Origin of the sequence: Mesorhizobium sp. M7A.F.Ca.MR.245.00.0.0, from assembly GCF_003997415.1 — a bacterium.
In the GTDB taxonomy this organism is placed as follows: Bacteria; Pseudomonadota; Alphaproteobacteria; order Rhizobiales; family Rhizobiaceae; genus Mesorhizobium.
Map to the genome: position 1 here is coordinate 88,113 of NZ_RZTE01000017.1, position 25,523 is coordinate 113,635.

At 63.2% G+C, this 25,523-nt stretch carries 20 protein-coding genes and 1 pseudogene; 17 read left to right on the top strand and 4 right to left on the bottom strand.

The features are described 5' to 3' along the window. Positions 1 to 109, bottom strand: a pseudogene (locus EOB80_RS35355) (LysR family transcriptional regulator); the annotation flags it as partial. A gap of 102 nt (positions 110 to 211) precedes the next feature. On the opposite strand from EOB80_RS35355, the gene EOB80_RS18630 reads away from it, so the two are divergent. Together EOB80_RS18630 and EOB80_RS18635 are read left to right on the top strand one after the other, a co-directional pair. Continuing rightward, positions 212 to 1,378, top strand: coding sequence for a gamma-butyrobetaine dioxygenase (locus EOB80_RS18630; RefSeq protein ID WP_245466382.1), 1,167 nt, complete (start codon positions 212 to 214; stop codon positions 1,376 to 1,378). Continuing rightward, positions 1,375 to 1,965: an HD domain-containing protein gene (locus EOB80_RS18635; RefSeq protein ID WP_127268622.1), complete on the top strand. Its 591-nt coding sequence runs from the start codon at positions 1,375 to 1,377 to the stop codon at positions 1,963 to 1,965. Before EOB80_RS18630 ends, EOB80_RS18635 begins: the two co-directional genes overlap by 4 nt. Before the next feature lie 72 nt (positions 1,966 to 2,037). Here EOB80_RS18635 and EOB80_RS18640 read toward each other — a convergent pair whose 3' ends face one another. Continuing rightward, entirely contained in the window at positions 2,038 to 3,858 is a 1,821-nt protein-coding gene (locus EOB80_RS18640; RefSeq protein ID WP_127328930.1) for an NAD(P)/FAD-dependent oxidoreductase, read from the bottom strand. A gap of 420 nt (positions 3,859 to 4,278) precedes the next feature. Between EOB80_RS18640 and EOB80_RS18645 the strand changes: the two genes are divergently transcribed. The 10 genes from EOB80_RS18645 (at position 4,279) to EOB80_RS18690 (ending at position 16,496) form a co-directional block, all read left to right on the top strand. Further along, entirely contained in the window at positions 4,279 to 5,454 is a 1,176-nt protein-coding gene (locus EOB80_RS18645; RefSeq protein ID WP_127328931.1) for a DUF6600 domain-containing protein, read from the top strand. 256 nt (positions 5,455 to 5,710) lie between these two features. Further along, entirely contained in the window at positions 5,711 to 7,492 is a 1,782-nt protein-coding gene (locus EOB80_RS18650) for an acetolactate synthase 3 large subunit (protein WP_127328932.1), read from the top strand. 85 nt (positions 7,493 to 7,577) lie between these two features. Next, positions 7,578 to 8,150 carry an acetolactate synthase small subunit gene (gene ilvN, locus EOB80_RS18655; RefSeq protein WP_023757090.1) on the top strand — a complete coding sequence of 191 codons (573 nt, stop codon included), beginning with the start codon at positions 7,578 to 7,580 and terminating at the stop codon, positions 8,148 to 8,150. 112 nt (positions 8,151 to 8,262) lie between these two features. Next, positions 8,263 to 8,859 carry a LysE family translocator gene (locus EOB80_RS18660; protein WP_127271476.1) on the top strand — a complete coding sequence of 199 codons (597 nt, stop codon included), beginning with the start codon at positions 8,263 to 8,265 and terminating at the stop codon, positions 8,857 to 8,859. A 244-nt stretch (positions 8,860 to 9,103) separates the two neighbouring features. After that, positions 9,104 to 10,360, top strand: a complete 1,257-nt coding sequence (locus EOB80_RS18665) for an efflux RND transporter periplasmic adaptor subunit (protein WP_127328933.1) — start codon at positions 9,104 to 9,106, stop codon at positions 10,358 to 10,360. After that, positions 10,357 to 13,518 (top strand): efflux RND transporter permease subunit, encoded by a 3,162-nt coding sequence (locus EOB80_RS18670; RefSeq protein ID WP_127328934.1) that lies wholly within the window; start codon positions 10,357 to 10,359, stop codon positions 13,516 to 13,518. Before EOB80_RS18665 ends, EOB80_RS18670 begins: the two co-directional genes overlap by 4 nt. Positions 13,519 to 13,598: 80 nt before the next feature. Then, positions 13,599 to 14,222, top strand: a complete 624-nt coding sequence (gene nthA / locus EOB80_RS18675) for a nitrile hydratase subunit alpha (RefSeq protein ID WP_127328935.1) — start codon at positions 13,599 to 13,601, stop codon at positions 14,220 to 14,222. After that, the gene (gene nthB, locus EOB80_RS18680) at positions 14,219 to 14,878 is read left to right on the top strand and encodes a nitrile hydratase subunit beta (protein ID WP_127328936.1); all 660 of its coding nucleotides are present in this window, start codon (positions 14,219 to 14,221) and stop codon (positions 14,876 to 14,878) included. Before nthA ends, nthB begins: the two co-directional genes overlap by 4 nt. After that, complete coding sequence (locus tag EOB80_RS18685) at positions 14,865 to 15,224, top strand: nitrile hydratase accessory protein (protein WP_127328937.1); 360 nt, start codon at positions 14,865 to 14,867, stop codon at positions 15,222 to 15,224. Before nthB ends, EOB80_RS18685 begins: the two co-directional genes overlap by 14 nt. A gap of 144 nt (positions 15,225 to 15,368) precedes the next feature. Continuing rightward, the gene (locus EOB80_RS18690) at positions 15,369 to 16,496 is read left to right on the top strand and encodes an ATP-dependent RecD-like DNA helicase (RefSeq protein ID WP_127328938.1); all 1,128 of its coding nucleotides are present in this window, start codon (positions 15,369 to 15,371) and stop codon (positions 16,494 to 16,496) included. On the opposite strand, the gene EOB80_RS18695 is transcribed toward EOB80_RS18690, so the two are convergent. Further along, positions 16,489 to 16,911 (bottom strand): STAS/SEC14 domain-containing protein, encoded by a 423-nt coding sequence (locus EOB80_RS18695; protein WP_127328939.1) that lies wholly within the window; start codon positions 16,909 to 16,911, stop codon positions 16,489 to 16,491. The genes EOB80_RS18690 and EOB80_RS18695 overlap by 8 nt on opposite strands. Before the next feature lie 135 nt (positions 16,912 to 17,046). Between EOB80_RS18695 and EOB80_RS18700 the strand changes: the two genes are divergently transcribed. Together EOB80_RS18700 and EOB80_RS18705 are read left to right on the top strand one after the other, a co-directional pair. Continuing rightward, positions 17,047 to 17,787 carry a pyridoxine 5'-phosphate synthase gene (locus EOB80_RS18700; protein ID WP_127328968.1) on the top strand — a complete coding sequence of 247 codons (741 nt, stop codon included), beginning with the start codon at positions 17,047 to 17,049 and terminating at the stop codon, positions 17,785 to 17,787. A 104-nt stretch (positions 17,788 to 17,891) separates the two neighbouring features. Next, positions 17,892 to 19,811 (top strand): potassium transporter Kup, encoded by a 1,920-nt coding sequence (locus EOB80_RS18705; RefSeq protein WP_127328940.1) that lies wholly within the window; start codon positions 17,892 to 17,894, stop codon positions 19,809 to 19,811. A gap of 58 nt (positions 19,812 to 19,869) precedes the next feature. Here the strand turns inward: EOB80_RS18705 and EOB80_RS18710 are convergent, their stop codons facing one another. Further along, a complete protein-coding gene (locus EOB80_RS18710) occupies positions 19,870 to 20,763 on the bottom strand; it encodes an SDR family oxidoreductase (protein ID WP_127320516.1) in 894 nt (297 codons plus the stop codon). A gap of 135 nt (positions 20,764 to 20,898) precedes the next feature. Between EOB80_RS18710 and EOB80_RS18715 the strand changes: the two genes are divergently transcribed. The 3 genes from EOB80_RS18715 to EOB80_RS18725 all read left to right on the top strand — a co-directional run bounded on the left by EOB80_RS18715 (position 20,899) and on the right by EOB80_RS18725 (position 25,493). After that, positions 20,899 to 21,309 (top strand): helix-turn-helix domain-containing protein, encoded by a 411-nt coding sequence (locus EOB80_RS18715; protein ID WP_127320517.1) that lies wholly within the window; start codon positions 20,899 to 20,901, stop codon positions 21,307 to 21,309. A 134-nt stretch (positions 21,310 to 21,443) separates the two neighbouring features. Continuing rightward, the gene (locus tag EOB80_RS18720; protein ID WP_245466383.1) at positions 21,444 to 22,646 is read left to right on the top strand and encodes an NAD(P)/FAD-dependent oxidoreductase; all 1,203 of its coding nucleotides are present in this window, start codon (positions 21,444 to 21,446) and stop codon (positions 22,644 to 22,646) included. 36 nt (positions 22,647 to 22,682) lie between these two features. Next, entirely contained in the window at positions 22,683 to 25,493 is a 2,811-nt protein-coding gene (locus EOB80_RS18725; RefSeq protein WP_164762655.1) for a CHAT domain-containing tetratricopeptide repeat protein, read from the top strand. Positions 25,494 to 25,523: the final 30 nt, after the last annotated feature.

A 25,523-nucleotide genomic window follows, 5' to 3' on the forward strand; every position in this document is an offset into this window, starting at 1 on the left:
GGGTGAGACCGAGCTCGGCTGCCGCCGCGGTGAAATTCGACAGCCGCGCCGCCGCCTCGAAACTGCGCAGCCAGTCCAGAGGCGGCACGGGTGTATTTGTACGAGCCATTAGTATTCTGAGGTCATTGGCTAAAAAATGATAATTTGAGTTATGCCTGTCGCGCGATCAACATGCAATCGAAACCCTGCGGATCAGGCTGCGGGGGACGCAATGAACAGGATCTCCATGCTCACCCACGCGCTGATCGGCGACGAAGGCAGAACAATCGACCTTGGCTGGCAGGACGGGTCGCGCAGCCGTTTTCACGCCATGTGGCTGCGCGACAATGCGCTGGACGACAAGACGCGCAGCGCCGGCAATGGTCAACGGCTCATCACCATTCTCGACATTCCCGCCAACACCAGGATCGGCGCCGCGTCGATCAAAGGCGGCGCCCTGGAAGTCAGCTTCGTGCCCGAGCAGAAGACGGTCAGCTTTCCCGCGGCATGGCTGAGCGCCAATGCCTATGATCGTGACGCAGGCCGCCAGCCGGGCTGGACAGGCGAGGCCACCGTGCGATGGACCAAGGCCTCGATGCAGAATTCGGTACCGCGCGCCGGCTATGTTGCGGCCAGCCGCGATCGTGCTGTGCTGGGGCAATGGCTGTCGGCGGTGAAAACCTATGGCTTCGCGGTGATGGACGATCTGCCGACCGAATCCGGGGCGCTGTGCAAAGTGTCCGATCTGTTCGGCTACATCAGGGAGACCAATTACGGACGCTGGTTCGAAGTGCGCGCCGAGGTCAATCCGAACAATCTCGCCTACACGAATCTCGGCCTCCAGGCGCACACCGACAACCCCTATCGCGACCCTGTGCCGACGCTGCAGATTCTGTCCTGCATCGAAAATACGGTTGAGGGCGGCGAGTCCAGTGTCGTCGACGGGTTTGCCGTCGCGGCTGCGCTGCAGGCTGAGAACCCCGAAGGCTTCCGCCTGTTGAGCTCATGCCCGGCGCGCTTCGAATATGCCGGCTCTTCCGGCGTGCGGCTGCAGGCGAAGCGGCCGATGATCGAGCTCGGGCCCGATGGCGAGCTGATTTGCATCCGCTTCAACAACCGCTCCCTGGCGCCGACGGTCGACGTGCCGTTCAGCGATATGGAAGCGTACTACGCCGCCTATCGCCGGTTTGCGGAACTGATCGAGGATACATCCTTCGAGGTGACGTTCAAGCTCGAAGCGGGGCAGGCGTTCATCGTCGACAACACGCGCGTTATGCATGCCCGCAAAGCGTTTTCCGGTACCGGCAAGCGCTGGCTGCAGGGCTGTTACGCAGACAAGGACGGTCTGCTGTCGACGCTGGCCGCAATCGAGCATGGGTTCAAGGAGGCGGCGGAATGAGCGGCCAGGATTTGAACGCGGACACCATCGTCGAGTTCATCGCCGACATCTTCGAGCGCCGGGGTGCCGAATCCTATCTCGGCGAACCCGTCACCATGTCGGAGCACATGCTGCAGGGCGCCTGGTTCGCCGAGCAGGACGGCGCGCCGGACGAGCTGGTGGCGGCGGCGCTGCTGCACGACATCGGCCACTACACCAGCGAGTTCGGCACCTATTCGCCCGAGGATGTCGAGGACAAGCATCATGACGAGGCCGGCGGCGAGGTGCTGGCGCCGTTCTTTCCGCCGGTCATCGTCGAATGCGTCAGGCTGCATGTCGCGGCCAAGCGCTATCTCTGCGCCACCGACCCGACCTATTTCGGCAGGCTGTCGCAGGCCTCGGTGCATACGCTGTCGCTGCAGGGCGGGCCGATGAGCGCCGATGAAGTGGCCGAGTTCCGCAAGAACCCGTTCCACGAGGAAGCGGTCCGGGTCCGCATCTGGGACGAGAGCGGCAAGATCGCCAACATGAAGACACGGGCGTTTCGCGATTACGTGCCGCTGCTGCAGCGGGTGGTGACGCAGTTCGCCGCGGGTAAGCCGGCGTAATTCCCTCGAAGGAAGGAGGCAGGGTGCAAGCCATGCCTCCTTCCTTTTTTACTCCGCAGGAATGGCGCTCGCCTATCCCTTGTGGTGCACCTGCTGCAGCCCGTAGACCGGCGTCGCCAAGCCGGCCTGCCTGGCTTTCAACTGCAGCGCCAGGAACTGCGAATAGTGTCGTGACTGGTGCAGATTGCCGCCGTGGAACCACAGCGCCTCCTGTTGCGTCGGCTTCCACATGTTGCGCAGCTCACCTTCCCAGGGGCCGGGATCCTTGGTGGTGTTCGAGCCGAGGCCCCAGCATTTGCCGACCTTGTCGGCGGTTTCGCGGGATATCAGATCGGCGGCCCAGCCGTTCATCGAGCCGTAGCCCGTGGCATAGACGATGAGGTCCGCAGGCAGTTCCGACCCGTCGCCGAGCAGAACAGAGTGCTGCTTGATCTCTTCGACGTCGACGCCGCTCTTCAGCTTGATCGAACCATCGATAACCAGCTGCGAGGCGCCAACATCGATGTAATAGCCAGAGCCGCGCCTGAGGTACTTCATGAACAGGCCGGACTCGTCGTCGCCCCAGTCGAGCATGAAACCCGCCTTTTCCAATCCCTTGTAGAACGCCGCATCGCGTTTCTTCATCTCGGCATAGGCCGGGATCTGGAACTCGTGCAGGATCTTGTAGGGCAGCGAAGCGAAGATGAGATCGGCCTTGGCGGTGGTGATGCCATTCTGCAGCGCCTGCTCCGAATAGAGCGAACCCAGTCCGATTTCCATCAACGTGTCGGACCTGGAGATATGGGTACTCGAGCGCTGCACCATGGTGACGTCGGCGCCGGCTTCCCAAAGTGCCGCTGCGATGTCATGGGCGGAATTGTTGGATCCGATGACAACGGCCTTTTTGCCGGCATAGGCGTCGGGACCCGGATGCTTCGACGAGTGGTGCTGGTCGCCCTTGAAGGTCTCCATGCCCTTGAATTTCGGCAGATTGGCCTTGCCGGACTGTCCGGTTGCCAGCACCAGCTGCTTGGGCTTCAGCGTGATGTCCTTGCCGTCGCGGTGGACGACGACGGTCCATTCCTTCGTCTTGTCGTCATAGGACGCGCTTTTGGCCTCGGTCGAGGACCAGTAATTCAGCTCCATCACCTTGGCGTACATTTCCAGCCAGTCGCCGATCTTGTCCTTGGGCGAGAAGACCGGCCAGTTCTTGGGGAAATCGATATAGGGCAGATGGTCGTACCAGACCGGGTCATGCAGACAGAGCGATTTGTAGCGCTTGCGCCAGCTGTCGCCGGCCCGCTCGTTTTTCTCGATGATGATGGTCGGCACGCCAAGCTGCCGCAGCCGCGCGCCGAGCGCGATGCCGCCCTGGCCGCCGCCGATGATGACTGTATAGGGCTGGGTCTTGAAGCCGAGCTCGGCGGCTTCCCTCTCGCGTTCTTCTTTCCATGTCGGACGGTTCTTGCCCGAGCCGTGCCTGGCGCCCATCGGCCGCGCGAAGCCTGCCGGCTCCTCATGGCCTTTCAGTTCGGCCATGGTGGTCAGCAGTGTCCAGATCTTGCCGTTCTTCAGCCTGACATGGCCGAAGCCGCGTGCCACCTCCGTCTCGAAGCTGATCCAGCCCTCGATCAGTTCGCCGCTCTCGGTCGCGTCCTCGCCCTTGGCGATGGCGAAGTGCGACGGCCTGGTGTTCGACAATTGGCTTTTCAGCATGTCGCGGATCTGGTCGCGGCCTTCCATGGTCTTGATGTTCCAGGTGAAGGTAACGAGGTCGCGCCAGTAGCAATCATCTTGAAAGCAATCGACCGCCTTCTCGATGTCATTGGCAGCAAGCGCGGCGCCGAATTGATCGAGCAGGTCGGACAGTTTCTTGCTAGGGGCCGTGTTCTTGCTAGAGGGCTTGTCGAGCATCAGGTTTCCTCCCGTGAAATCCAGATCGTCATGGTGGTCGCTCCGCCGGGCTTGCCGCCGGACGATCAAGTATCGTCAGAGATGGCGGCCCTCGTCACGCCCCACCATAGTTTCCAGCGATTTCAATGGTCTATCCTAGAAATGAGATCGCCGGGCGGTTTCGGAATCGCTCCGGCGCCGGAAACGAACGTTCCATTTGTGAATGCCGCGCCGGTCGCGCAGAATTGATGGTCAAATGCCGCAATGCGGTCACCGGGGCCGATGACAACCGATCGGTGAGAATCCGGGAAGCGGTGGCGGGCAACAGCGCGGTTCCCGGGATTTTCTGGATGCGGAACTCTGGAGCCCGTTATGATCATCACACCTTTTATCCAAGCGTCTTCATGTCGCTCCCTCGGCCGGCGTGGACGCGCAGCAGCAATGGCCGCGGTCATGGCCTTGAGCGCGACCCTGACCGGCCCGCTGGTGCTGCCCGGAACGCAGGCGCATGCGGCGGAAATTGCCGTCACCGTCCGCGAAAGGCTTTCGAACTATGGCGGATGGCGAACCTCCAGCCGCTTCGGCGATGTCTGGGTTCCCTCGGTCCGTACCGAATGGCGGCCCTACACCGAAGGCAGGTGGGTCTGGACCGACGATGGCTGGTACTGGCAGTCCACTGAGCCATTCGGCGATGTCGTCTATCACTATGGCCGCTGGGCCTACGATCCCGATTTCGGCTGGGTGTGGATCGCCGGCGATCAATGGGCGCCAGCCTGGGTGGTGTGGCGTCAGGGCGGCAATGATGTCGGCTGGGCTCCAGCGCCGCCCGACGTCGGTGTCGCCTTCGACGACGCCTGGTGGTGTTTCGTGCCTGTGGCGGCGATCGGCGCGGTCGATCTGGTCAGGGTGGTGCGGCCGGTGCAGGAGAACGTCGTCATTATGCGCAACACGACGATCATCAACCAGACGGTCGTGGTCAACAATGCACCGCGCGTGCGACTTGGCAATCAGGTCGTTGCAATTAATGCCGGACCCCGGCTGCAGCAACTCCCGAAGCCCGTCATCGAATCGATCAAGGCGGCAAAACTGGTTCCGCCTCGCAAAGGCGTGTTTGCCAGTGCACGGCTCGATGTTTCCAGGGGCGCCGAGATCAAGAGGCTTGCCGGCAATACAAAGGGGAACGGGCAAATCCTGGCGGGTCCCAAGACTGCGACCGGCAACAAGGCCAATTCCCCCGGCGCGGTGACTGCCAGCAATCCGGTGGTCGTGAAGCCGGTGAGCAAGCGGATGGCCGCCGGCAACGGCGCGAAGGCCGATGCGCTCAAGCTGCATGCCGACAGGACCGCGGGCGACGGACGCATCGTTGTCAAATCGTCGCTCAACCGGGGTTCGCCCAAATCGGTTTCGCGCAAGCCGGTTTCGCCCAAGCCGGTTTCGGGGCAGCGTCTTGCACGCGGAGCCGAGCAACAAAAGCCGCATCAGCAAGCGCTGGCAATGCGCATGCCCCAGCACCATGCCCCGGCAAGGGTGGCACCCCACCATCCGCCAGCAAAGATGCAGGCCAGGAAGGCGTCCAAATGCGATCCGCGCGTTTCCCGCTGCAAGGCGCCGGGCTGACACCGCAGTCGCGTCGGCACGCTGCGCGCGCCGGCGCGATTTTTCCCGTTGACAGGCCGCCTTTCCCGCCCTTAGTGTCCGCCACCATGAAAACGGCACTCATTCTCGTAGGAAAGCGCGTGGGCAAGGCGGTGTAACCGCCGGGCGAAAACCCCCCATGCGCAAGACACAGGCTCCCTCGGGGGCCTTTTTTATTGCCTGAAACACGACTAAACGACCAGCAAACGCCAAATGGCGACAGTACGGGACCAGACCGATGAGCAACGGACAGAACGAGCGGCGCGAGATGACAGGTGCCGAAATGGTGGTGCAGGCGCTGAAGGACAATGGCGTCAAGCATGTCTTCGGCTATCCCGGCGGCGCTGTCCTTCCGATCTATGACGAGATCTTCCAGCAGGACGATGTCGAGCACATACTGGTGCGCCACGAGCAGGGCGCCGGCCATGCGGCCGAAGGCTATGCGCGTTCGACCGGCAAGGCCGGCGTCATGCTGGTGACCTCCGGCCCCGGCGCCACCAATGCGGTGACGCCGCTGCAGGACGCGCTGATGGATTCGATCCCGCTGGTCTGCCTGACGGGGCAGGTGCCGACCTCGCTGATCGGCTCCGACGCTTTTCAGGAATGCGATACGGTCGGCATCACGCGCCCCTGCACCAAGCACAATTGGCTGGTGAAGGACGTCAACGAACTCGCCGCCACCATCCACGAGGCTTTCCATGTCGCGACCACCGGCCGTCCGGGTCCGGTCGTCGTCGATATTCCGAAGGACGTGCAGTTCGCCAGGGGATTCTACGTCCCGCCGCAGATCGCGCCGCGCACCAGCTACCAGCCTAAGGTCCAGGGCGACCTGGAAAAGGTCAAGGCGGCGGTCGAGCTGATGGCCAGCGCCAAGAAGCCGATCATCTATAGCGGCGGCGGCGTCATCAATTCCGGCCCGGAAGCGAGCCATCTGCTGCGCGAACTGGTCGATCTTACCGGTTTCCCGATTACCTCGACGCTGATGGGCCTCGGTGCCTATCCGGCATCGGGCAAGAACTGGATGGGCATGCTCGGCATGCACGGCACCTATGAAGCCAACATGGCCATGCATGACTGCGACGTGATGATCTGCATCGGCGCGCGTTTCGACGACCGCATCACCGGTCGGCTGACCGCGTTCTCGCCGAATTCGAAGAAGATCCACATCGACATCGATCCATCGTCGATCAACAAGAACGTTCACACCGAGGTGCCGATCATCGGCGATGTCGGCCGGGTGCTGGAGGATATGGTGCGGCTGTGGCGCGCGAGCGCCAAGGCCGACAAGAAGGCGCTCTACCCTTGGTGGGAGCAGATCGCCAAATGGCGTGCGCGCGACTCGCTCGCCTACAAGATGAACAACGACGTGATCATGCCGCAATACGCGATCGAGCGGCTCTACGAACTGACCAAGGGGCTGGACACCTACATCACCACCGAGGTCGGCCAGCACCAGATGTGGGCGGCGCAGCACTATCATTTCGAGAAGCCGAACCGCTGGATGACGTCAGGCGGGCTGGGCACGATGGGTTACGGCCTGCCGGCGGCGCTCGGTGTGCAGATTGCGCATCCGGACGCGCTGGTCATCGACATTGCCGGCGACGCCTCCGTGCAGATGACGATGCAGGAGATGAGCGCGGCCGTGCAGCACGACGCGCCGATCAAGATCTTCATCCTCAACAACCAGTATATGGGCATGGTGCGGCAGTGGCAGCAGTTGCTGCACGGCAACCGGCTGTCGCATTCCTACACCGAGGCGATGCCTGACTTCGTCAAGCTGGCCGAGGCCTATGGCGGACACGGCATTCGCTGCGAGAAGCCGGACGAACTGGACGATGCGATCAAGGAGATGATCTCGGTCAGGAAGCCGGTGCTGTTCGACTGCCGCGTGGCGACGCTCGCCAACTGCTTCCCGATGATTCCGTCGGGCAAGGCGCACAATGAGATGCTCTTGCCCGACGAGGCGACCGACGAGGCGGTGGCCAATGCCATCGACGCCAAGGGCAGGGAACTGGTGTAGCCGACAGAACCAAGGCAGGGCTGTCGCGAGAAAGCCCTGCGCAAACAGAGAATTAGCTCAAGAGCTTGAAATCGAGATTCATGTCATGAACGCACAGCTACAACCGACCGGCTCCGCCTATTTCATCGCCAAGGAGACGGAAAAGCCGGAAAACCACACGCTTTCCGTGCTGGTCGACAATGAGCCGGGCGTGCTTGCCAGGGTCATCGGCCTCTTTTCCGGGCGTGGCTACAACATCGAGAGCCTGACCGTCTCCGAGACCGAGCATGAGAAGCATTTGTCGCGCATAACCATCGTGACGCGCGGCACGCCGCATGTGCTGGAGCAGATCAAGCACCAGCTCGAGCGCATCGTGCCGGTTCACCGCGTGGTCGACCTGACCGTGCGTTCGCATGAATCCGGCCAGGAGCGGCCGCTGGAGCGCGAACTGGCGCTGGTCAAAGTCGCCGGCACCGGCGAGGCCCGGGTCGAGGCGTTGCGGCTGGCCGATGCGTTCCGCGCCAGCGTCATCGACGCCAACACCGAGCATTTCATCTTCGAGATCACCGGCAAGGGCTCCAAGATCGACCAGTTCATCGCCATCATGAAACCGCTCGGCCTGGTTGAAATCTGCCGCACCGGTGTGGCGGCGTTGAACCGCGGCCCGCAGGCGATGTAGGACTTCGGCGGGGCTGGCGCCGAACGCGCCAGCCAGCTTCCATAGCGAGGCCATCCGCCTTTGCGGGGTCGCCGAGAAGAGACAAGATGCTGACTTGTCAGGAAGGATATCCATGTCGCTCGACGCATTCCTTGCCCTGCTTGTCTACGCCTTCGTGACCTCGATCACGCCGGGGCCGAACAATCTCATGCTGCTGGCATCGGGCGTGAATTTCGGCCTCGTCAGAACCGTTCCGCACATGCTGGGCATCAGCATGGGTTTCCTCGTGCTGCTGCTTGCCGTCGGTCTTGGCCTCGGCGCTGTGTTGACGGCGTTTCCGGCGCTGCATACCGCGCTCAAGATCGCCGGCGGCGCCTATCTTTTGTACCTCGCGTGGAAGATCGCCATGTCGCGCACGCTGACCGGCAAGGGCGAGACGAACGCGCGGCCTATGCGCTTCATCGAGGCGGCCGCATTCCAGTGGGTCAATCCCAAGGCGTGGGTGATGGCGATCACCGCCATGGCCGTCTATGCCAATGCCGAGCACCCGTTCCTGTCGGTGGTGTTGATCGCCGTGGCTTTCACTATCGTCAATTTGCCGAGCGTCTCGGTATGGGCAGGGTTCGGCACGGCGCTGCGTGGCTTCCTGTCGGACCCGGTGCGGCTGAAATGGTTCAACATCGCCATGGGCGTGCTGCTGGCGGCGACGCTTTGGCCGATGCTTAAATAGGCCGTGGGGCGCCACCATCCGATCGTAGGGGGACGGGATTCGCACTCTCGGCGGACCGTGCGGATCGGGAGCCGCCACGTGTTGCACATCCATTGTGCAGTGCACATTAAATCTTCGTAATGCCGCCTTTTGGCCCTTTTCCGACAAAGGCGTGTCCTATCTATTCGGCGAAATCGCGGCAACGGGCCGCGCTGGAATAGAACCCATCGGACCACGACGTGTCGGGTGGAGAGGGCCTTTGACCATGCGTGGAAAAGTCGTTCTTTCGTTGCTGGCCGTCGCCTGCCTGGGTGCGGCCGGGTGGCTCTATCTCTCGCCTGACGCGCTTGGCAGGGTCCAGAAGGTCATCGGCGCAAAGCAGGTTGCCGCGCCGGACAAACAGGCTGCGGCTTCGGACAAGAAGGCCGACAATGCCGGGCGCTCGGCCTCCATCCTCTCGGCCGTCGCCTCGACAGCCGATTTCCCGATCCGGCGTTATGCGATCGGCTTCGTCTCCTCTCCCGCCGTCGTCAACATCAACGCGCGGGTGTCCAGCCAGATCGTGTCCATCGACGTCAAGGACGGGCAGATGGTCAAGACCGGCGATCTGCTGTTTTCGCTCGATGACCGGGCACTGAAGGCGCAGCTGGCCAAGGATCAAGCGGCGCTGGCCAAGGATCAGGCGATGCTCGCCAGCTCGCAGTCCGATCTCCAGCGCGCCAAGGATCTGGTCGCCAAGCAGGCCGGCACGCAGCAGACCTACGACCAGGCCGTCGCCGCGCAGAAGGCTGCCGCAGCGACCGTCGATGCCGACAAGGCGACAATCGACGCCGACAATGTCCAGCTTGGCTTCGCCACGATCACGGCGCCGATTTCCGGCAGGCTGGGTGCGGTCAGCGTCGCCGTCGGCGATCTCGTCACCGTCAGCAATGGCAACAGCAGCACGGCGACCCCGCTGGTGACCATCACCCAGATGGACCCGCTGCAGGTCAACTTCAATCTTCCCGAGAGTAACCTGGCCCTGCTGCACAAGGCGCTCGCCAACCCGCAGCAGGGCGCGGTGACACTGACCAAGGACGGCGACCCGACGCCGATCGGCAAGGGCACGCTCGATTTCGTCGACTCCAGCGTCGACACCGCGTCGGGCACGATTGCCACGCGGGCAAGCATTCCCAATGCGGACCTTTCGCTATGGCCAGGCCAGTATGTGAATGTCGTGCTCGACGCCGGCATCATGCCGCAGATGACATCGGTTCCCACGGTCGCGGTGCAGCCAAGCCAGAAGGGGCCGTTCGTCTATGTCGTCAAGCCGGACAACACGGTCGAGTTGCGGCCGGTGCAGGTGGCGCTGACCGAAGGCGAGAACAGCGCCATCAGCCAGGGGCTGAAAAGCGGCGAGAAAGTTGTCACTGAGGGCCAGACGAGGCTGAAGGACGGCGCCGCGGTGCATGAGGGCAAGGCCACGGCCGATGCCGCGCCGAAGGTGGCCGAGGCGAGCAAAGCCGGCGAGGCGGCCCAATGATCTCCGAATTCTGCGTACGCAGGCCTGTCGCCACCCTTCTGATGTCGTTCGCCCTCGTGCTGGGCGGACTGTTCGCCTACAAATTCCTGCCGGTGGCGGCACTGCCCAGCGCCGAATTCCCGGTGGTCAACGTCTCGGCTTCGCTGCCCGGCGCCTCGCCGGAAACCATGGCGACATCGGTGGCGACGCCGCTGATCAAGCAGTTCGCCACCATCGCCGGCATCGATTCCATTTCGACGACGAACTCGCTTGGCCAGACCTCGATCGCCATCCAGTTCGTGCTCAACCGCGACATCGACGCGGCAGCAGCCGACGTGCAGGCGGCGATCGCGCGCACGCAGAAATCATTGCCGCCGCAGATGACGGCGCCGCCGAGCTATCGCAAGGTCAATCCGGCCGACGCGCCGATTCTTTTGATGTCGCTGGTCAGCGACACGGTTCCGCTGACCGACCTCGATGCTTTCGCGGAAAATGTCATCTCGCCGTCGCTGTCGACCATAGACGGCGTGGCGCAGGTCTCGATCTTCGGCCAACAGAAATACGCGGTGCGCATCCAGATCGACCCGACCGCGCTTGCCGCGCGCGGCATCTCGATCGATCAGCTGCAGGCGGCGGTCGCCTCGGCCAACAGCAACACGCCGCTCGGCGTGCTGCAGAACGACAAGCAGCAGCTTACCATCACCGCCAACACGCAGCTGACTGACGCCGCCGGCTTCTCCAACATCATCATCGCCACCAAAAACGGTCACCCCGTGCGGTTGGGCGAGGTGACCCGTGTGGTCGATTCGGTGCAGACGACGACGACGGCGAGCTGGTATGACGGTACGCGCGCGATCATCATGGCGGTGCAGCGCCAGCCCGACGCCAACACCGTCGACGTCGTCGACAAGGTCAAGGCCATGCTGCCGTCCTTCAAGGACCAGATGCCGGCCGCCGCCGACATCAAGCTGCTTAACGACCGCTCCAGTTCGATCCGTCAGGCCGTCGATGACGTCCAGTTCACGCTGCTGTTGACCATCGCGCTGGTGGTCATGGTGATCTTCGTGTTCCTGCGCCGGGTGACGGCGACCATCATCCCGGCCGTGGCGGTGCCGATCTCGCTGATCGCCACGCTCGGCGCGATGTTCCTGTTCGGCTTTTCCATCGACAACATATCGCTGATGGGCCTGACGCTGGCGGTCGGCCTCGTCGTCGACGACGCCATCGTGATGCTTGAAAACATCTTCCGCCATATGGAGGAGGACGGGCTGTCGGCCTTCGACGCATCGCTGAAGGGCGCGCGCGAAATCGGCTTCACCATCATCTCGATCTCGATCTCGCTGGTGGCGGTGTTCATCCCCGTGCTGCTGATGGGTGGCGTCATCGGGCGCATCTTCAACGAGTTCGCCGTCGTGGTGACAGTCGCCATCCTGGCGTCGATGTTCGTGTCGCTGACGCTGACGCCGATGCTGTGCTCGCGGCTGCTGTCGGTGACCAAAGCCGACCGCGACAAGCATGGCCCCGGCCATAAGCAGGACCTCGTCACCCGCGGCTACGACAAGGTCTTGAGCTTCTGCCTGCGGCATACCTTCCTGGTGTTCCTCGTTTTCGTCGGCACCGCGGCAGCGTCGGTGTGGCTGATCCAGACTTCGCCGAAGGGTTTCTTCCCGCAGGAGGACATCGGCCAGATATCGGTGACCACCATCGCACGCCAGGACATCTCTTTCGACGCCATGTCCAGGCTGCAAGGACAGGTCGCCAGCGTCTTCTCGCATTCGCCCTATGTCGACCATGTGGCGTGGTCGGCGGGCAGCGGCAACAATGCGCTCAACCAGGGGCAGCTTTTCGTCCAGCTTAAGGGCAAGGACCAGCGCCCCGATATCGAGAAGGTGCTTTCGGACCTGCGCAAGCAACTGGCCGGCGTGGCGGGCATCGAGACCTACATGCAGCCGGTGCAGAATTTGAGGCTGGGCTCGCGGTCGTCGGCCAGCGCCTACCAGCTCGTGGTTCAGGGCCTTGATACCGGCCTGACCGATATTTGGGCGCAGAAACTGAACGACGCGATGGCCGCCGATCATGCGAACTTCACCGACGTCACCAGCGACCTGCAGAACAATGCGCTGCAGGCTACGCTGGTGGTGGATCGCGACAAGGCCGCCCAGCTCGGTATCGACACCGACACGTTGCGCTCCGCCCTCTATGGCGGGTTCGGCACCGACCAGGTTTCGACAATCTTCGGTTCGGCCGACAGCTACGAAGTCATCACCGAGCTCGATCCCAAGATCGAGTGGTCGCCCGAGCGGATGCTGGCCATCCAGATGAGGACGGCGAGCGGCAGTCTTGTTCCGCTCGGCGCCTTCGCCCGGGTCGATCGCACGGCCGGCGCCCTGACGGTCAACCAGCTCGGCCAGCTTCCAGCCGTGACCATCTCCTACAATCTGCCGCAGGGCGTGGCGCTGGGCGACAGCGTGACGCGCATCAATGCGCTCAAGGAGCAGATCGGCATGCCGACGGTGATCTCGACCACCTTCGCCGGCACGGCCAAGACCTTCCAGGATTCTCTTGCCAACCAGGGTTTTCTGGTCGGCGGCGCAATCCTGACGATCTACATCGTGCTCGGCATCCTCTACGAGAGCTTCATCCACCCGCTCACCATCCTCACCGGCCTGCCGTCGGCCGTGCTCGGAGCGGTCGTTGCGCTGCGCTTCGCCGGCATGGATCTGTCTGTCATCGCGGTGATCGGCATCCTGATGCTGATCGGCATCGTCAAGAAGAACGGCATCATGATGGTCGACGTCGCGCTTGAACTGCGACGAGACGGCATGTCCGCGACCGAGTCGATCCACAAGGCCTGCCTCATGCGGTTCAGGCCGATCATGATGACGACGCTGGCGGCGCTGATGGGCACGTTCCCGATTGCGCTCGGCACCGGAGCCAGCGCCGAACTGCGCCAGCCGCTGGGCGTTGCCGTTGTCGGCGGCCTGCTTGCCTCGCAGGCACTGACCCTGTTCGTGACGCCGGTGATCTATGTCTACATGGAGAATTTCTCGGGCTGGCTGGTCGGGCTCTGGTCGAAGCGCAAGGGCGAGACGGGCCCGGTCGAAGCGGGGGATCAGCCCTCGCTGTTCAAGCCTAGGGAAGACATGCTGCCAGAACCGCAGCAGGCGGCGGCCGAATGATGTGACAGGGCCAGCGCCATGTGCCGTTGGCCCAAGCCGTTGCGCTTGCGGCGGCATCACTGGAAACGTAGTTTGCGGCCATGTCACACGATCATGACCACGACAACGAACTCGATCCGTTTGCCGCCCGCGTGCGCGCGCTGGAAACCATCCTCACTCAGAAGGGGCTGATCGATCCGGCCGCGATCGACGTCATCGTCGACACCTACGAGACGAAGATCGGCCCGCGCAATGGCGCCAGGGTGGTGGCGAAAGCCTGGAGCGATCCCGCCTATGCCGAATGGCTGAAGCGCGATGCGACGGCGGCGATCGGTTCGCTGAGCTATACCGGCCGGCAAGGCGAGCACATGCAGGCAGTGTTCAACACGCAGGACACCCACAACCTCGTCGTCTGCACGCTGTGCTCCTGTTATCCGTGGTCGGTGCTCGGCCTGCCGCCGGTCTGGTACAAGGCGCCACCTTATCGTTCGCGCGCGGTGATCGATCCGCGCGGCGTGCTGGAGGAGTTCGGGCTGACGCTGCCGGCGGACAAGAAAATACGCGTCTGGGATTCGACCGCGGAGCTGCGCTATCTCGTCGTGCCGATGCGGCCCGAGGGCACCGAGGGCTGGAGCGAGGAGCGGCTGGCGGAGCTGGTCAGCCGTGACGCGATGATCGGGACCGGCCTGGCCCAAAGACCTGAAATAGAGGGGCAGCCGGCATGAACGGGCCGCACGATCTCGGCGGGCAGATGGGGTTCGGCCCCGTCGCGCCCGAAAAGGACGAGCCGTATTTCCATGCCGCCTGGGAAAGGCGGGCGCTCGGCGTGACGCTGACTGCCGGCGCCATGGGCGCGTGGAACATCGACGAGAGCCGGCACGCACGGGAATCGCTGCATCCGGCTGTCTACTATTCATCGAGCTACTACCAGATATGGATCAAGGCGCTGGAGGTGCTGTTGAACCGCCATGGCTTCGTCAGCGAGCGCGATCTCGAAGCGGGCAAGGCAGTCGATCCGGCAGCGACGCCCAAGAGGGTGCTGAAGGCGGAAAACGTGCCCGCAGTGCTGGCCAAGGGTGGTCCTTGCGACCGGCCGGTGGCGCGGCCGGCGCGGTTCAAGGCCGGCGACCCCGTACGGACCAAAAACCTCAACCCGACCGGCCACACGCGGCTGCCGCGCTATGCGCGCGCCAAGCAGGGGGTGATTGAGACGGTGCACGACGGTTTCGTGTTCCCCGACAGCAACGCGCATGGACACGGCGAAAATCCGCAATGGGTCTACACCGTGGTTTTCGAAGGGCCGGAAATCTGGGGCGAGGGCGCCGACCCGGCGCTGAGCGTCTCGATAGACGCCTGGGAGAGCTATCTTGAGCCGGCGTGATACGGATCTGCCCGAGCTGCCGCCGGGCGTCGATGCGCCGGTGTTTGCCGAGCCGTGGCAGGCTGAGGCGTTCGCCATGACGGTGGCGTTGCACGACAAGGGCCTGTTTTCGTGGAGCGATTGGGCGCAGGCGCTGTCGATCGAAGTGAAGAAGCCAGGCGCCGCGGCTGACGGCCATGACTATTACGAACATTGGCTGGCCGCGCTGGAAAGCCTGCTTGCCACCAAAGGGCTGGCCGCGAAGTCGGATGTCGACGCCATGGCTGAAGCCTGGGAGCGCGCCGCGCATGCCACGCCGCACGGCAAGCCGATCCTGCTGGAAAACGATCCCCAGCCGATTCGATAAGGCGTGGGGTGAGCTTGTATGTTCCCTTTACGTTCTTGTCTGCGCCTGATAGCCTGACCCGTCGGCGGCATTGAAGCGTCCCGGCGCATCGATGATGGTGGCGGCTGTCTTGTCTTTCCCTTGCGAATCCGGTCTCTCGCGCTGATGGAATTCTCTCCCCAACAGGACGACGCGCTGAAGGCGGTCGCCCAATGGCTGAAGACCGGCCAGCCGCAGCTGTTCCGGCTGTTCGGCTATGCCGGCACCGGCAAGACGACCTTGGCGCGGTATTTCGCCGAACATGTCGACGGCCAGGTGCAGTTCGCCGCCTTCACCGGCAAGGCGGCGCAGGTGCTGCGCTCCAAGGGCGCGGTCAATGCGCGCACCATTCATTCGCTGATCTATCGGCCGAAGGGCGAGGAATCGGTATCGGACGAGGTCACCGGCAAGACCTCGATGTCGCCGACCTTCTCGCTTAACCGCCAGAGCCCGATTACGCGGGCGAAACTGGTCGTCATCGACGAATGCTCGATGGTCGACGAGCAGCTCGGCCGCGACCTGATGAGTTTCGGCACGCCGATCCTGGTGCTGGGCGACCCCGGCCAGCTGCCGCCGATCTCGGGCGGCGGCTTCTTCACCGACCACAAGCCGGATTTTTTGCTGACCGAAATCCACCGTCAGGCGCGCGACAACCCGATCCTGCGGCTGGCGCTCGATGTGCGCGAGGGCCGTGAATTCATGCGTGGCGACTATGGCACGGCGCAGGTGATCGGCAAGGAAGACGTTACCCAGGAACTGGTGCTGAAGGCGGACCAGGTGCTGGTCGGCACCAACCGCACGCGTCGCCGCTACAATCAGCGGCTGCGCGAGCTCAAGGGCTTCAACGCCGATTATCCGCAGGCCGGCGACAAGCTGGTCTGCCTGCGCAACGATCCGGCCAAGGGCCTGCTCAATGGCTCGCTGTGGAAGGTGATGACCTCGTCACGCGAGACGGTGAAGCCGGGCATCAACCTTCTGGTGTCGCCGGAAGAGGACGATCCGGATCGCGGCGTCGCCAAGATCAAGCTGCTCAAGGCGGCGTTCGAGGATCCCGATGCCGATATCCCCTGGCAGCAGAAGAAGCGCTTTGACGATTTCGACTATGGCTACGCGCTGACCGTGCACAAGGCGCAGGGCTCGCAGTGGAACGAGATTGTGCTGTTCGATGAAAGCTGGGCCTTCAAGGAAACCCGCCAGCGCTGGCTCTACACCGCCATCACGCGGGCGGCCGAGCGGCTGACGATCGTCAGGTAGGGGCGCCGGATGCTGTTGCCCCGATAGGCTGCGCGGCAAGCCATTGCCAGGCGGCGGCCTCGTCCTCCGCCTTGAAGTGCCTGATTTCAACGGGCGGTGAGGACGGCAGAAAGCGTTGTGCGTCCGCTATCCAGTCCGGTTCGCCGATGGTTGCGCAACGGCCGACATGTTCTAATGCATGGATGGCGCCCTGCTTCAGGGTCTCGTCCGCGATGTCGGCCCAGTCGACGCCATCGTGGTCGACGAGGCGCACCAGCACATCGATGCGCGGATGCAGGGCATAGGCTGCCTCCAGCAGCCCGAAAAGATTTTCACCGTCGGCCGCGGAAACGTGCCCGACGACATCGATGGCGAAAAGGTCGTCGCGGCTGGTCTCGATACGGCGAATTGCCGGAACCTCATCGAGAAAATTCATCGGCGCTTTCCTTTCCCGGCTCGTTCATCAGGCTTGGAACACCCGAAACCCCCAGTCTGTTCCCACCAAAGGCATTACTGTTCCCGTCAAAGGCATTATAGGTGGGCGCGTTGAATGATTTCCGAGGCCGCCCGCATGCCCGCAAAGCTCTCCGTCAACCTCAATGCCATCGCCATGCTGCGCAACCGGCGCGACCTGCCGTGGCCAAGCGTGACCGGCCTCGGCCGCATTGCGCTGGCGGCCGGCGCGCATGGGCTGACGGTGCATCCGCGCCCCGACGAGCGGCACACAAGACACTCCGATCTGCCTGAGATCCGGTCGCTGATCGACGACGAGTTTCCGCGCGCGGAATTCAACATAGAGGGCTATCCGACCGAGGATTTCCTGTTGCTTGTGGAAAAGCATCAGCCTGAACAGGTGACTTTGGTGCCGGACGATCCGGCCCAGGCGACATCGGACCATGGCTGGAACTTCGCCACCCAGGCCGCGTTCCTTACACCGATCGTCAAACGCTTGAAAAAAGGGGCCTTTCGCGTGTCGCTGTTTTCCGACCCTGATCCCGATTGGGTGGCGGCCGCACGCGACACCGGTGCCGATCGCATCGAGCTCTATACTGGTCCATATGGCAGCTATCACACAGATTCCGCCAAAGCGGCCAAGGAGCTGGAAAGATTGGGAAAAACCGCTGACGCTGCGCTTGCCGCCGGGCTGCAGGTCAATGCCGGGCACGATCTGGTGGTCGGCAATCTGCCGGCGCTGGTCAAGCGCATTCCGGCATTGGCCGAAGTGTCGATCGGACATGGGTTGACAGCCGACGCGTTGGAGTATGGCATGGCCGGCACGGTGGGTCGGTTCCTCAAGGCCTGCGGATGGTAGCGATGGGCAGCCTGGCGCGGCAGGCATGGCAGCCATTACGCGACGGCACTTGATATTGCATCGCAGCAAGCGTAGAGCACCGCGCGCTTATCGGAGTGTCGTCCATGGCCCTTACCAACACTGGTAGTGAGGCAGAACCCGTCGAACAATCGAGCCATTCGGAAGTCGAACAGCACAGCACCAAGGTTCTGATGCTGGGCGCGCTCGGTGTCGTCTATGGGGATATCGGCACCAGCCCGATCTACGCCTTTCGCGAGGCGCTGGTGGCGTCGTCGGGCGGCAATGTCGCCCAGCGCGGCGATATTCTCGGCGTGCTGTCGCTGATCATCTGGTCGCTGACGATCATCGTCACCATCAAATACATCATGTTCGTGCTGCGCGCCGACAACCGCGGCGAGGGCGGCGTGCTGTCGCTGATGGCGCTGGCGCGCGGCAGTTTCCCCAAGCGTTCAGCATTGATGCTCGCTATCGGCATCGTCGGGGCATCGCTTTTCTTCGGTGACGCCGTCATCACACCGGCGATTTCGGTGCTGTCGGCGGTTGAGGGCATGAATGTCGTCACGCCGACCTTCCAGCCCTATGTCGTGCCGCTGACATTGGTCATCCTTGCCATGGTGTTCGCGGTGCAGCGCTTTGGCACGGGCGGGGTGGGATTGGTGTTCGGCCCGGTGACCGCGGTATGGTTCCTGGCCATCGGCCTTTCCGGCCTCAACCACATCATCGCCGATCCGGATATCCTGTGGGCGGTGAGCCCGCACTATATCGTCGCCTTCCTGATCAATTCGCCCGATGTCGCCTTCGTGACCATCGGCGCCATCTTTCTCGCCGTGACCGGCGCCGAAGCGCTCTATGCCGATCTCGGCCATTTCGGCCGCAAGCCGATCGTGCTGGCCTGGCTGGCGATCGTGTTTCCCTGCCTGCTGCTCAATTATGCCGGGCAGGGTGCCTTCGTGCTGGCCAAGAATGGCGTCGTCGGCCATCCGTTCTTCGAGATGAACGAAGGCTGGACGCTGATCCCGATGGTCGTGCTGGCGACCGCCGCTACCGTCATCGCCAGCCAGGCGGTGATATCAGGCGCGTTCTCGCTGACCAGGCAGGCGGTGCAGCTCAACATGCTGCCGCGGCTCGAAATCCTGCACACGTCGGAGAAACAGTCCGGCCAGATCTACATGCCGCGCGTCAATCTTCTGCTGGCGCTGGTGGTGATGATGCTGGTGGTCGGCTTCGGCGAGTCCAGCAGGCTGGCGTCGGCCTACGGTATTTCGGTGACCGGCAACATGCTGGTGACGACGGTGCTGCTCTATGTCGTCATGACGCGCATCTGGAAATGGCGGCTGTGGGTGGCAATCTCGCTTACGGCGCTGTTCGGCTTCATCGATGTCGGCTTCTTTGCTTCCAACATCGTCAAGGTGTTCGAGGGCGGCTGGGCCTCGCTGGCCGTGGCCTTCACCGTCGTGCTGGCCATGTGGACCTGGGTGCGCGGCAGCCGCTATCTGTTCGACAAGACCCGCCGCAACGAGATCCCGCTCGATTTCCTTGCCGGCAATTTGTTGAAGAAGAAGCCGCAGCTGGTCTCCGGCACCGCCGTCTTCCTCACCAGCGATCCGCTAAGCGCGCCAACCGCGCTGATGCACAGCCTGAAGCACTACAAGGTGCTGCATGAGCAGAACGTCATCCTTTCGGTGGTGACCGCGCCGCAGCCGGTGGTGCCCGACAGCGACCGGGTCAAGATGGAGACGGTCAACGAGCTGTTCATGCGGGTGACGCTGACCTTCGGCTACATGGAGCAGCCCAACATCCCGCGCGCACTGGCGATCTGCCGCAAGCAGGGCTGGAAGTTCGACATCATGACGACCTCGTTCTTCCTGTCGCGGCGTTCGCTCAAGGCCTCGCCCAATTCCGGCATGCCGGTGTGGCAGGACCGGCTGTTCATCGGCCTGGCCCGCACTGCGGCCGACGCGACGGAGTACTTTCAGATCCCGACCGGGCGCGTGGTCGAGATCGGCACGCAGGTGGCGATCTAGGCACCTGCCGGATCGGCGAATGGACTGTGCCGTCCGGCACAGTCCATGTCACTCCGCTTCAGCCGGCCAGCGCGGCCTTGTTTGCCTCGAGGAACTGCTTCAGCGTCTTCGACTTGCGGCCGGAAAGCGTCTCGACCGCGTCCGTCACCATGGCGATGCGGCCGGAACGCGTGTTGGCGTCGAACGACACGATGATGCGGGCAAAGTCCTCGGGAACGCCAGCCGCCTTCACGCCTTCGGTCAAGGCTTCATCCGAAACCTGGACGACATCGAGCGGCTTGCCGGTGACCTCGCTTACCAGGGCGGCGATCTCGGCCGTCGTGTAGGCCTGCGGGCCGGTCAAGGTGTAGGTCTCGCTTTCGCTTGATGCGTCAGCGAGGCCGGCGGCGATCGCTGCCGCCATGTCGTCGCGCGCACCGTGCGCCATGCGGCCGTCGCCGGCGGACGTGTACCATTTTCCCGAAGCGATCGCGTGCGGCAGGGCCATGAACAGGTTCTCCTGGTACCAGCCGTTGCGGAAGATCGTGTAGGGGATGCCGCTCGCTTTGATCGCCTGCTCGGTGCCGTAGTGATCATTGGCAAACAGCACCGGCGAAACCGGTTCCGGGTTGGGCATCGAGGTGTAGAGAAGGTGGGAAACACCGGCCTTTTTAGCGGCGGCAACCGCGTTCTGGTGCTGCCTCAGGCGCTTGCCGTGTAGCAGGTCGATCTCGCCGGTCGAGATGATCAGCACCCTGTCGGCGCCCTTGAAAGCAGCCTCCAACGATAGTGTGTCGTCGAAGTCAGCCGCCCTTGTGATGACGCCTCGCGCCGCCAACTCGGCGAGGTTGTCCGGATTGCGGGTGGCGGCGATGATCCGGCCCGCGGGGACCTTGAACGTGTCCAGCAGGTGGTTGATGACGCCGCGGCCGAGCTGGCCGGAAGCGCCGGTGACGAGAAGGGTTTGGGTCATGGAAGATCCTGACGTTGCGCCGCTAAGGCGGTTCGAGTGGTGGTCTCAAAAAGAGACCAGCACTAAAATAGGAATTGACCCAGAGCCGTAAAGAAGGCAGTTTTTCGGGAGGTAGGCACGCGCAGGGAACCAGCGGTGGACAGCAAGATTGTCAATCTGAGATCGAAGTTGGAGGTCTACAAGGCGGTCTCCGGCGGCGGCAACTTCTCCAATTGTCCGGTCCGCGAGGTCATACAGGGCGTGAGCGGCAAATGGAGCTCGCTGCTGATGATGGCTTTGGCCGAGCAGCCCTATCGCTTCGGCGAGTTGCGGCGGCTGGTGCCTGACATTTCACAGCGCATGCTGACGCAGACGCTCTACGATTTGCAGCGCGACGGCTATGTGCATCGCGAGGTGTTCCCGACCAAGCCGCCGAGCGTCGAGTACAGCCTGACCGATCTCGGGCATTCGATGTTCGGCGCCTTGCATCAGCTGATCCTGTGGGCCGAGCTCAATCATGATGCGGTGCGCGGCGCACGCGCCGATTTTGATGCCGCCCAGGGCTGACCTGCGGCGCAAAGCCGTTGGTGACGGCTTGATTTCGTCCCGCCGCTGAAGGATTGTCCGGCCAATCCGGCTTTGGGGGCACTGGCATTTCCTATGATATCGCAATTGCAGGCGCCGGGCCGGCGGGACTGGCCGTGGCGCTCTATCTCAAGCGTGCCGGGCATCGGGTCACGGTCTTCGAGCGCTTCGATGAACCGAAGCCGGTCGGCTCCGGGCTGATCCTGCAGCCGACAGGGCTGACGGTGCTGGCCGATCTTGGCCTGCTTCCCGACATACTGGCGCTGGGCAGCCGCATCGACCGCCTGCATGGCGCCGATGCTTCCACTGGCCGTACCGTGCTCGATGTCCGCTACGATGCGCAACGCGGTGGCCGCTTCGGGCTGGCGGTGCACCGGGCGGCTTTGTTCGGTGTGCTTTTCCGCGCCGCGCAGAGCGAGGCGATCGCCATCGAGACCGGCGTCGAGATCGAGGCCCTGGAGACCGGCGAACGGGCGACGCTGATCTGTGGCAACGGGCGGAGGGCAGGGCCGTTCGATCTGGTCGTCGACGCCAGCGGTTCGCGCTCGAAACTGCGCCGCGAAAGCGCTCCAGGCGAGCCGCGGCCACTCACCTACGGTGCGTTCTGGGCCTCGCTCGGCTGGCGTGGCGATGGTTTCGACGAGCACGCGCTGCTGCAACGCTACGACAAAGCGAGCGTGATGATCGGCGTGCTGCCGATCGGCCGGCCGGAGCCGGGCGCTGAAAAGATGGCGGCCTTCTTCTGGAGCCTGAAGCCGTCGGATGCCGATGAGGTGCGCGTTCGCGGCCTGAACGCCTGGAAGGAAAGGGTGGTCCGGCTGTGGCCGCAGAGCGAGGCGTTCACCAGCCAGATCGACAGTTTCGACCAGCTCTCGCTGGCCCGCTACGGCCACCACACGATGAAGCTTCCGGCCGGTAGGCGATTGGCGGCCATCGGCGACGCGGCGCATTCCACCAGTCCGCAACTCGGGCAAGGGGGCAACATGGCGCTGCTCGACGCGGCGGCGCTCAGCCATGCGCTGGTGCGGACAACGAGTGTCGAGGCAGCACTGGAGGCCTATGCGAAGGCGCGGCGCTGGCATGTCCGCATCTTCCAGGCGCTGTCGCTGGCATTCACGCCGTTCTACCAGTCGGATTCGGTGGCGCTGCCCTTCATCCGCGACAGGCTGGTGGCGACGGTGGCAAAAATCCCGCCGGCGCCGCAATTCCTTGCCTCGATGGTGGCTGGAACCGTGACCAATCCCTTCAAGCGGATCGGACTCAAGGAAACACGGTGGGATTTCGAACAAAATCCGGGTCATGATACGACCGCATCCTAGAGTTTTCGCCTCAGACCGATCCGCATGAACGTTGTCATGTCCATAGTCCGAAAATCGCTAAGCCTGATGCAGGTCGTTGCATCTGTCCTGGCCACGTCGGTCGTGGCGCCGCCCTTGCCGACGGCGCAAGCTCAGACGCCGGGCCAAGCCGGTCAGCAGGCTCCAGCAGGCAGTGAAGAGGCGCTGAAAGTTCGGATCGATGCGGCCTACAAGCTGATGATGGAGGTGGCGCGTTTCGACGACGGTTACGTGCAGTTGCGGGCAGCGCTGCTCGATGCGGCCAGGAGCGACCTCTATGAATTTACGGTCGAGAGTTACTCGAACGCCGGCGCGACATTTCTCAACAACCAGATCCTCGACAACGCCGAGGAGATTTTTGCCGAAGGCCTGAAAACCAGGGCGATGCAGCAGGATGTCGCGAAGCGTGCCGATTTCTATCTCAATTACGCAATGCTGAAACAGGCCGAGAAAGACTATCAGGGCTTCGTTTCCATGTGCGCTACGGCAACCAATCTCTACGCCCACTACCAAGGCACGGAATCCCTGGAACTCATGTATGCCAACGATGTGCTGGCGACAGGGATCGCTGCATTCGGTCAAATCGCTGCGGCGATCAACGTCGACCAGCGCAATCTGGAGATTGCGGAGCGGGTGCTTGGCCAGGATGATCGCTTCACCTGGAAGCTGCAGAACAATCTGGCCGACATGCTGCGTCAGATCGGGGCACCGGCACGCGCCTTACAGTACGACCTGAATGTGCTCGAGAAACGTATCGGCTACTACGGGCCAAATCACTTCAACGTTCTGGTTAGCGCCAACAACACGGCTCAGGACTATCTCGACCTCGCCAAGTACGACGAGGCCTTGCGCTATTTCCAGCAGGACCGGGATATCGCTGTCGTCCTCAAGCAGGAAGGCAATTTGATTGAGCAGGCCGATGCCTGGCTGCTCTACACCAGGGCTCTTTCCGGTGCACAGCCGCTCGACGCGCCGACGCTCGCACGCTTGCTGCCGCTGACCAACCACGCGAGTTATCCCGAGATATTGGCAATCAAGATCGCCAACCTGCTCGCCGCGCATTTCGCCGCCATGGGCGATACCGAAAACAGCATGAACCAACTCGATCGGGCCTATAGCATCGCCGGATCGACATACGGCTCGGGACACCCGCTGACCTTTGCCGCGCGGCAGGCCATGGCCAACCTCAAGGCGAAGACGAATCCCGAGGCTGCAGCCACCGATTTTGCGGCTCTCAACCATGACATGTTGCGTTGGAATTGGTTCCAGGTGAGCACGGCCGCCAACCCGGTCGTCGCTGAAGCCAGCCGCGCCTTGGCCGATGACATGCTCTACGACTATGCGCGGCTGGCAAAAAACAACGCATCGGCAGTGCCGGCATTCGCTGAAGCGGTGCGTCGCTGGCCGACACTCGAAAACGACAAACGGGATCAGTTGCGCAGACTGTCGCGTTTGATCGATCCGAACGATATGGAGACACGGCATTTGATCCAGGCCGGGATACGGCTGTCCCTGGCCTACCAGGAGGCTGCTTCCAGTGGCGACAGTGCCGACGATCCAGGTGCGGTACAGCCCGACGAGGCTCAGGCGGCGTACGAAAAGGCGATCACGAGAGTTACGACCAAGTACAGCTTCGACCAAAGCGTGGTGGACAAGCCTCTGCCGATGGCCAACACGCTGCTGAAGCCCAACGAGGCGCTGATCGATTATTTCATCACTCGCAAGTGGCGGGCGGACCGCGAGAGCGCCGATCCGCTGGAAGACGAACGGCTCTACGCGATCGTCACGCGCAAGGACCAGCAGCCGTCGCTCTATGACCTCGGCGATCCGCGCGGGCTCATCCCAGCCGCCCGGGAAACCCGCATGGCAAACCTCAGGTCGACCCGCTCCGCGCAGGAGCGTGGCGCTGTGACCCTGGTCGATCTGAACGCGACATTCACAGGGCTTTACGCCGGTCTGATCGCACCTCTGGAGCCGTCGCTTGGCGGCGCCGACACGCTTTTCGTGGTGCCGGACGGCAAGCTGTTTTCGGTGCCATTCCCCTTGCTGCAGGACAGCAAGGGCGCGTCGCTCGACGATCGCTTCCTGGTGCGCATGCTGACCCGGCCGGAATCGCTGTTGAACGCAGGCATCGATCAGAGTTTTCCCAAGTCCGGCAAGGCCTTGCTGGCCGGCGGCCTGGATTACGCACGGGGTGCGGAGAAGGGTGCCGAGCCGCTACCGGGTACCCGCAAGGAGGTCGACGCGATCGCCTCGATCCTGCACGGCGATCATTATTCGGTCGAGACCCTTACCGGAACGGCTGCCGGCGAACGGGCGCTGCGCAAGGACATCGAGCAGGCCACGGTCGCGCATCTGGCCACACATGGTGCCTACCGCGACGAGAAAGAGGGCGGCGTCGGTGCCGTGAATGCGCTGTGGCAGAGTGAGGTCGTGCTGTCCCAGTCGGGAAACCGGCAATCGATGAAGCGCGATGATGATGACGGCCGGCTCTATGGCATGGAGCTGATGATGTGGGATTTGTCGAATCTCGACCTGCTTGTGCTCTCCGCCTGCGAGACGGCCCGTGGCCAGGAGACATTCGTCGGCGGTTTGCGCGGCCTGCCGACGGCAATCAACATTGCCGGTGCGAAGCGCTCGTTGCTAGCCCTTTGGCCTGTGGACGATGCGGGAACCGCTGCCTTCATGGTGAGCTTCTACGGCCATCTCGCCGCCGGGCGGACTTATCCGGAAGCGCTGCGCCAGGCCCGTCGCGATGCCCGCGACGGCGAGATATCAGGCGCGCAGGACCCTCGGGTGTGGGCCGCCTTCGTCATGTTCGAAAACTGACGGCCACGAGCCAACGCTTGCCCGCGATCG

Excerpts from the sequence above, each read along its gene's own strand:
- EOB80_RS18700 (WP_127328968.1), top strand. The coding sequence starts at position 17,047 with ATGCCCGCAAAGCTCTCCGTCAACCTCAATGCCATCGCCATGCTGCGC.
- EOB80_RS18635 (WP_127268622.1), top strand. The coding sequence starts at position 1,375 with ATGAGCGGCCAGGATTTGAACGCGGACACCATCGTCGAGTTCATCGCC.
- EOB80_RS18640 (WP_127328930.1), bottom strand. The coding sequence starts at position 3,858 with ATGCTCGACAAGCCCTCTAGCAAGAACACGGCCCCTAGCAAGAAACTG.
- EOB80_RS18705 (WP_127328940.1), top strand. The coding sequence starts at position 17,892 with ATGGCCCTTACCAACACTGGTAGTGAGGCAGAACCCGTCGAACAATCG.
- EOB80_RS18695 (WP_127328939.1), bottom strand. The coding sequence starts at position 16,911 with ATGAATTTTCTCGATGAGGTTCCGGCAATTCGCCGTATCGAGACCAGC.
- EOB80_RS18670 (WP_127328934.1), top strand. The coding sequence starts at position 10,357 with ATGATCTCCGAATTCTGCGTACGCAGGCCTGTCGCCACCCTTCTGATG.
- EOB80_RS18660 (WP_127271476.1), top strand. The coding sequence starts at position 8,263 with ATGTCGCTCGACGCATTCCTTGCCCTGCTTGTCTACGCCTTCGTGACC.
- EOB80_RS18650 (WP_127328932.1), top strand. The coding sequence starts at position 5,711 with ATGAGCAACGGACAGAACGAGCGGCGCGAGATGACAGGTGCCGAAATG.
- EOB80_RS18725 (WP_164762655.1), top strand. The coding sequence starts at position 22,683 with ATGTCCATAGTCCGAAAATCGCTAAGCCTGATGCAGGTCGTTGCATCT.
- nthB (WP_127328936.1), top strand. The coding sequence starts at position 14,219 with ATGAACGGGCCGCACGATCTCGGCGGGCAGATGGGGTTCGGCCCCGTC.
- nthA (WP_127328935.1), top strand. The coding sequence starts at position 13,599 with ATGTCACACGATCATGACCACGACAACGAACTCGATCCGTTTGCCGCC.
- EOB80_RS18710 (WP_127320516.1), bottom strand. The coding sequence starts at position 20,763 with ATGACCCAAACCCTTCTCGTCACCGGCGCTTCCGGCCAGCTCGGCCGC.
- ilvN (WP_023757090.1), top strand. The coding sequence starts at position 7,578 with ATGAACGCACAGCTACAACCGACCGGCTCCGCCTATTTCATCGCCAAG.
- EOB80_RS18665 (WP_127328933.1), top strand. The coding sequence starts at position 9,104 with ATGCGTGGAAAAGTCGTTCTTTCGTTGCTGGCCGTCGCCTGCCTGGGT.
- EOB80_RS18645 (WP_127328931.1), top strand. The coding sequence starts at position 4,279 with ATGGCCGCGGTCATGGCCTTGAGCGCGACCCTGACCGGCCCGCTGGTG.
- EOB80_RS18630 (WP_245466382.1), top strand. The coding sequence starts at position 212 with ATGAACAGGATCTCCATGCTCACCCACGCGCTGATCGGCGACGAAGGC.
- EOB80_RS18690 (WP_127328938.1), top strand. The coding sequence starts at position 15,369 with ATGGAATTCTCTCCCCAACAGGACGACGCGCTGAAGGCGGTCGCCCAA.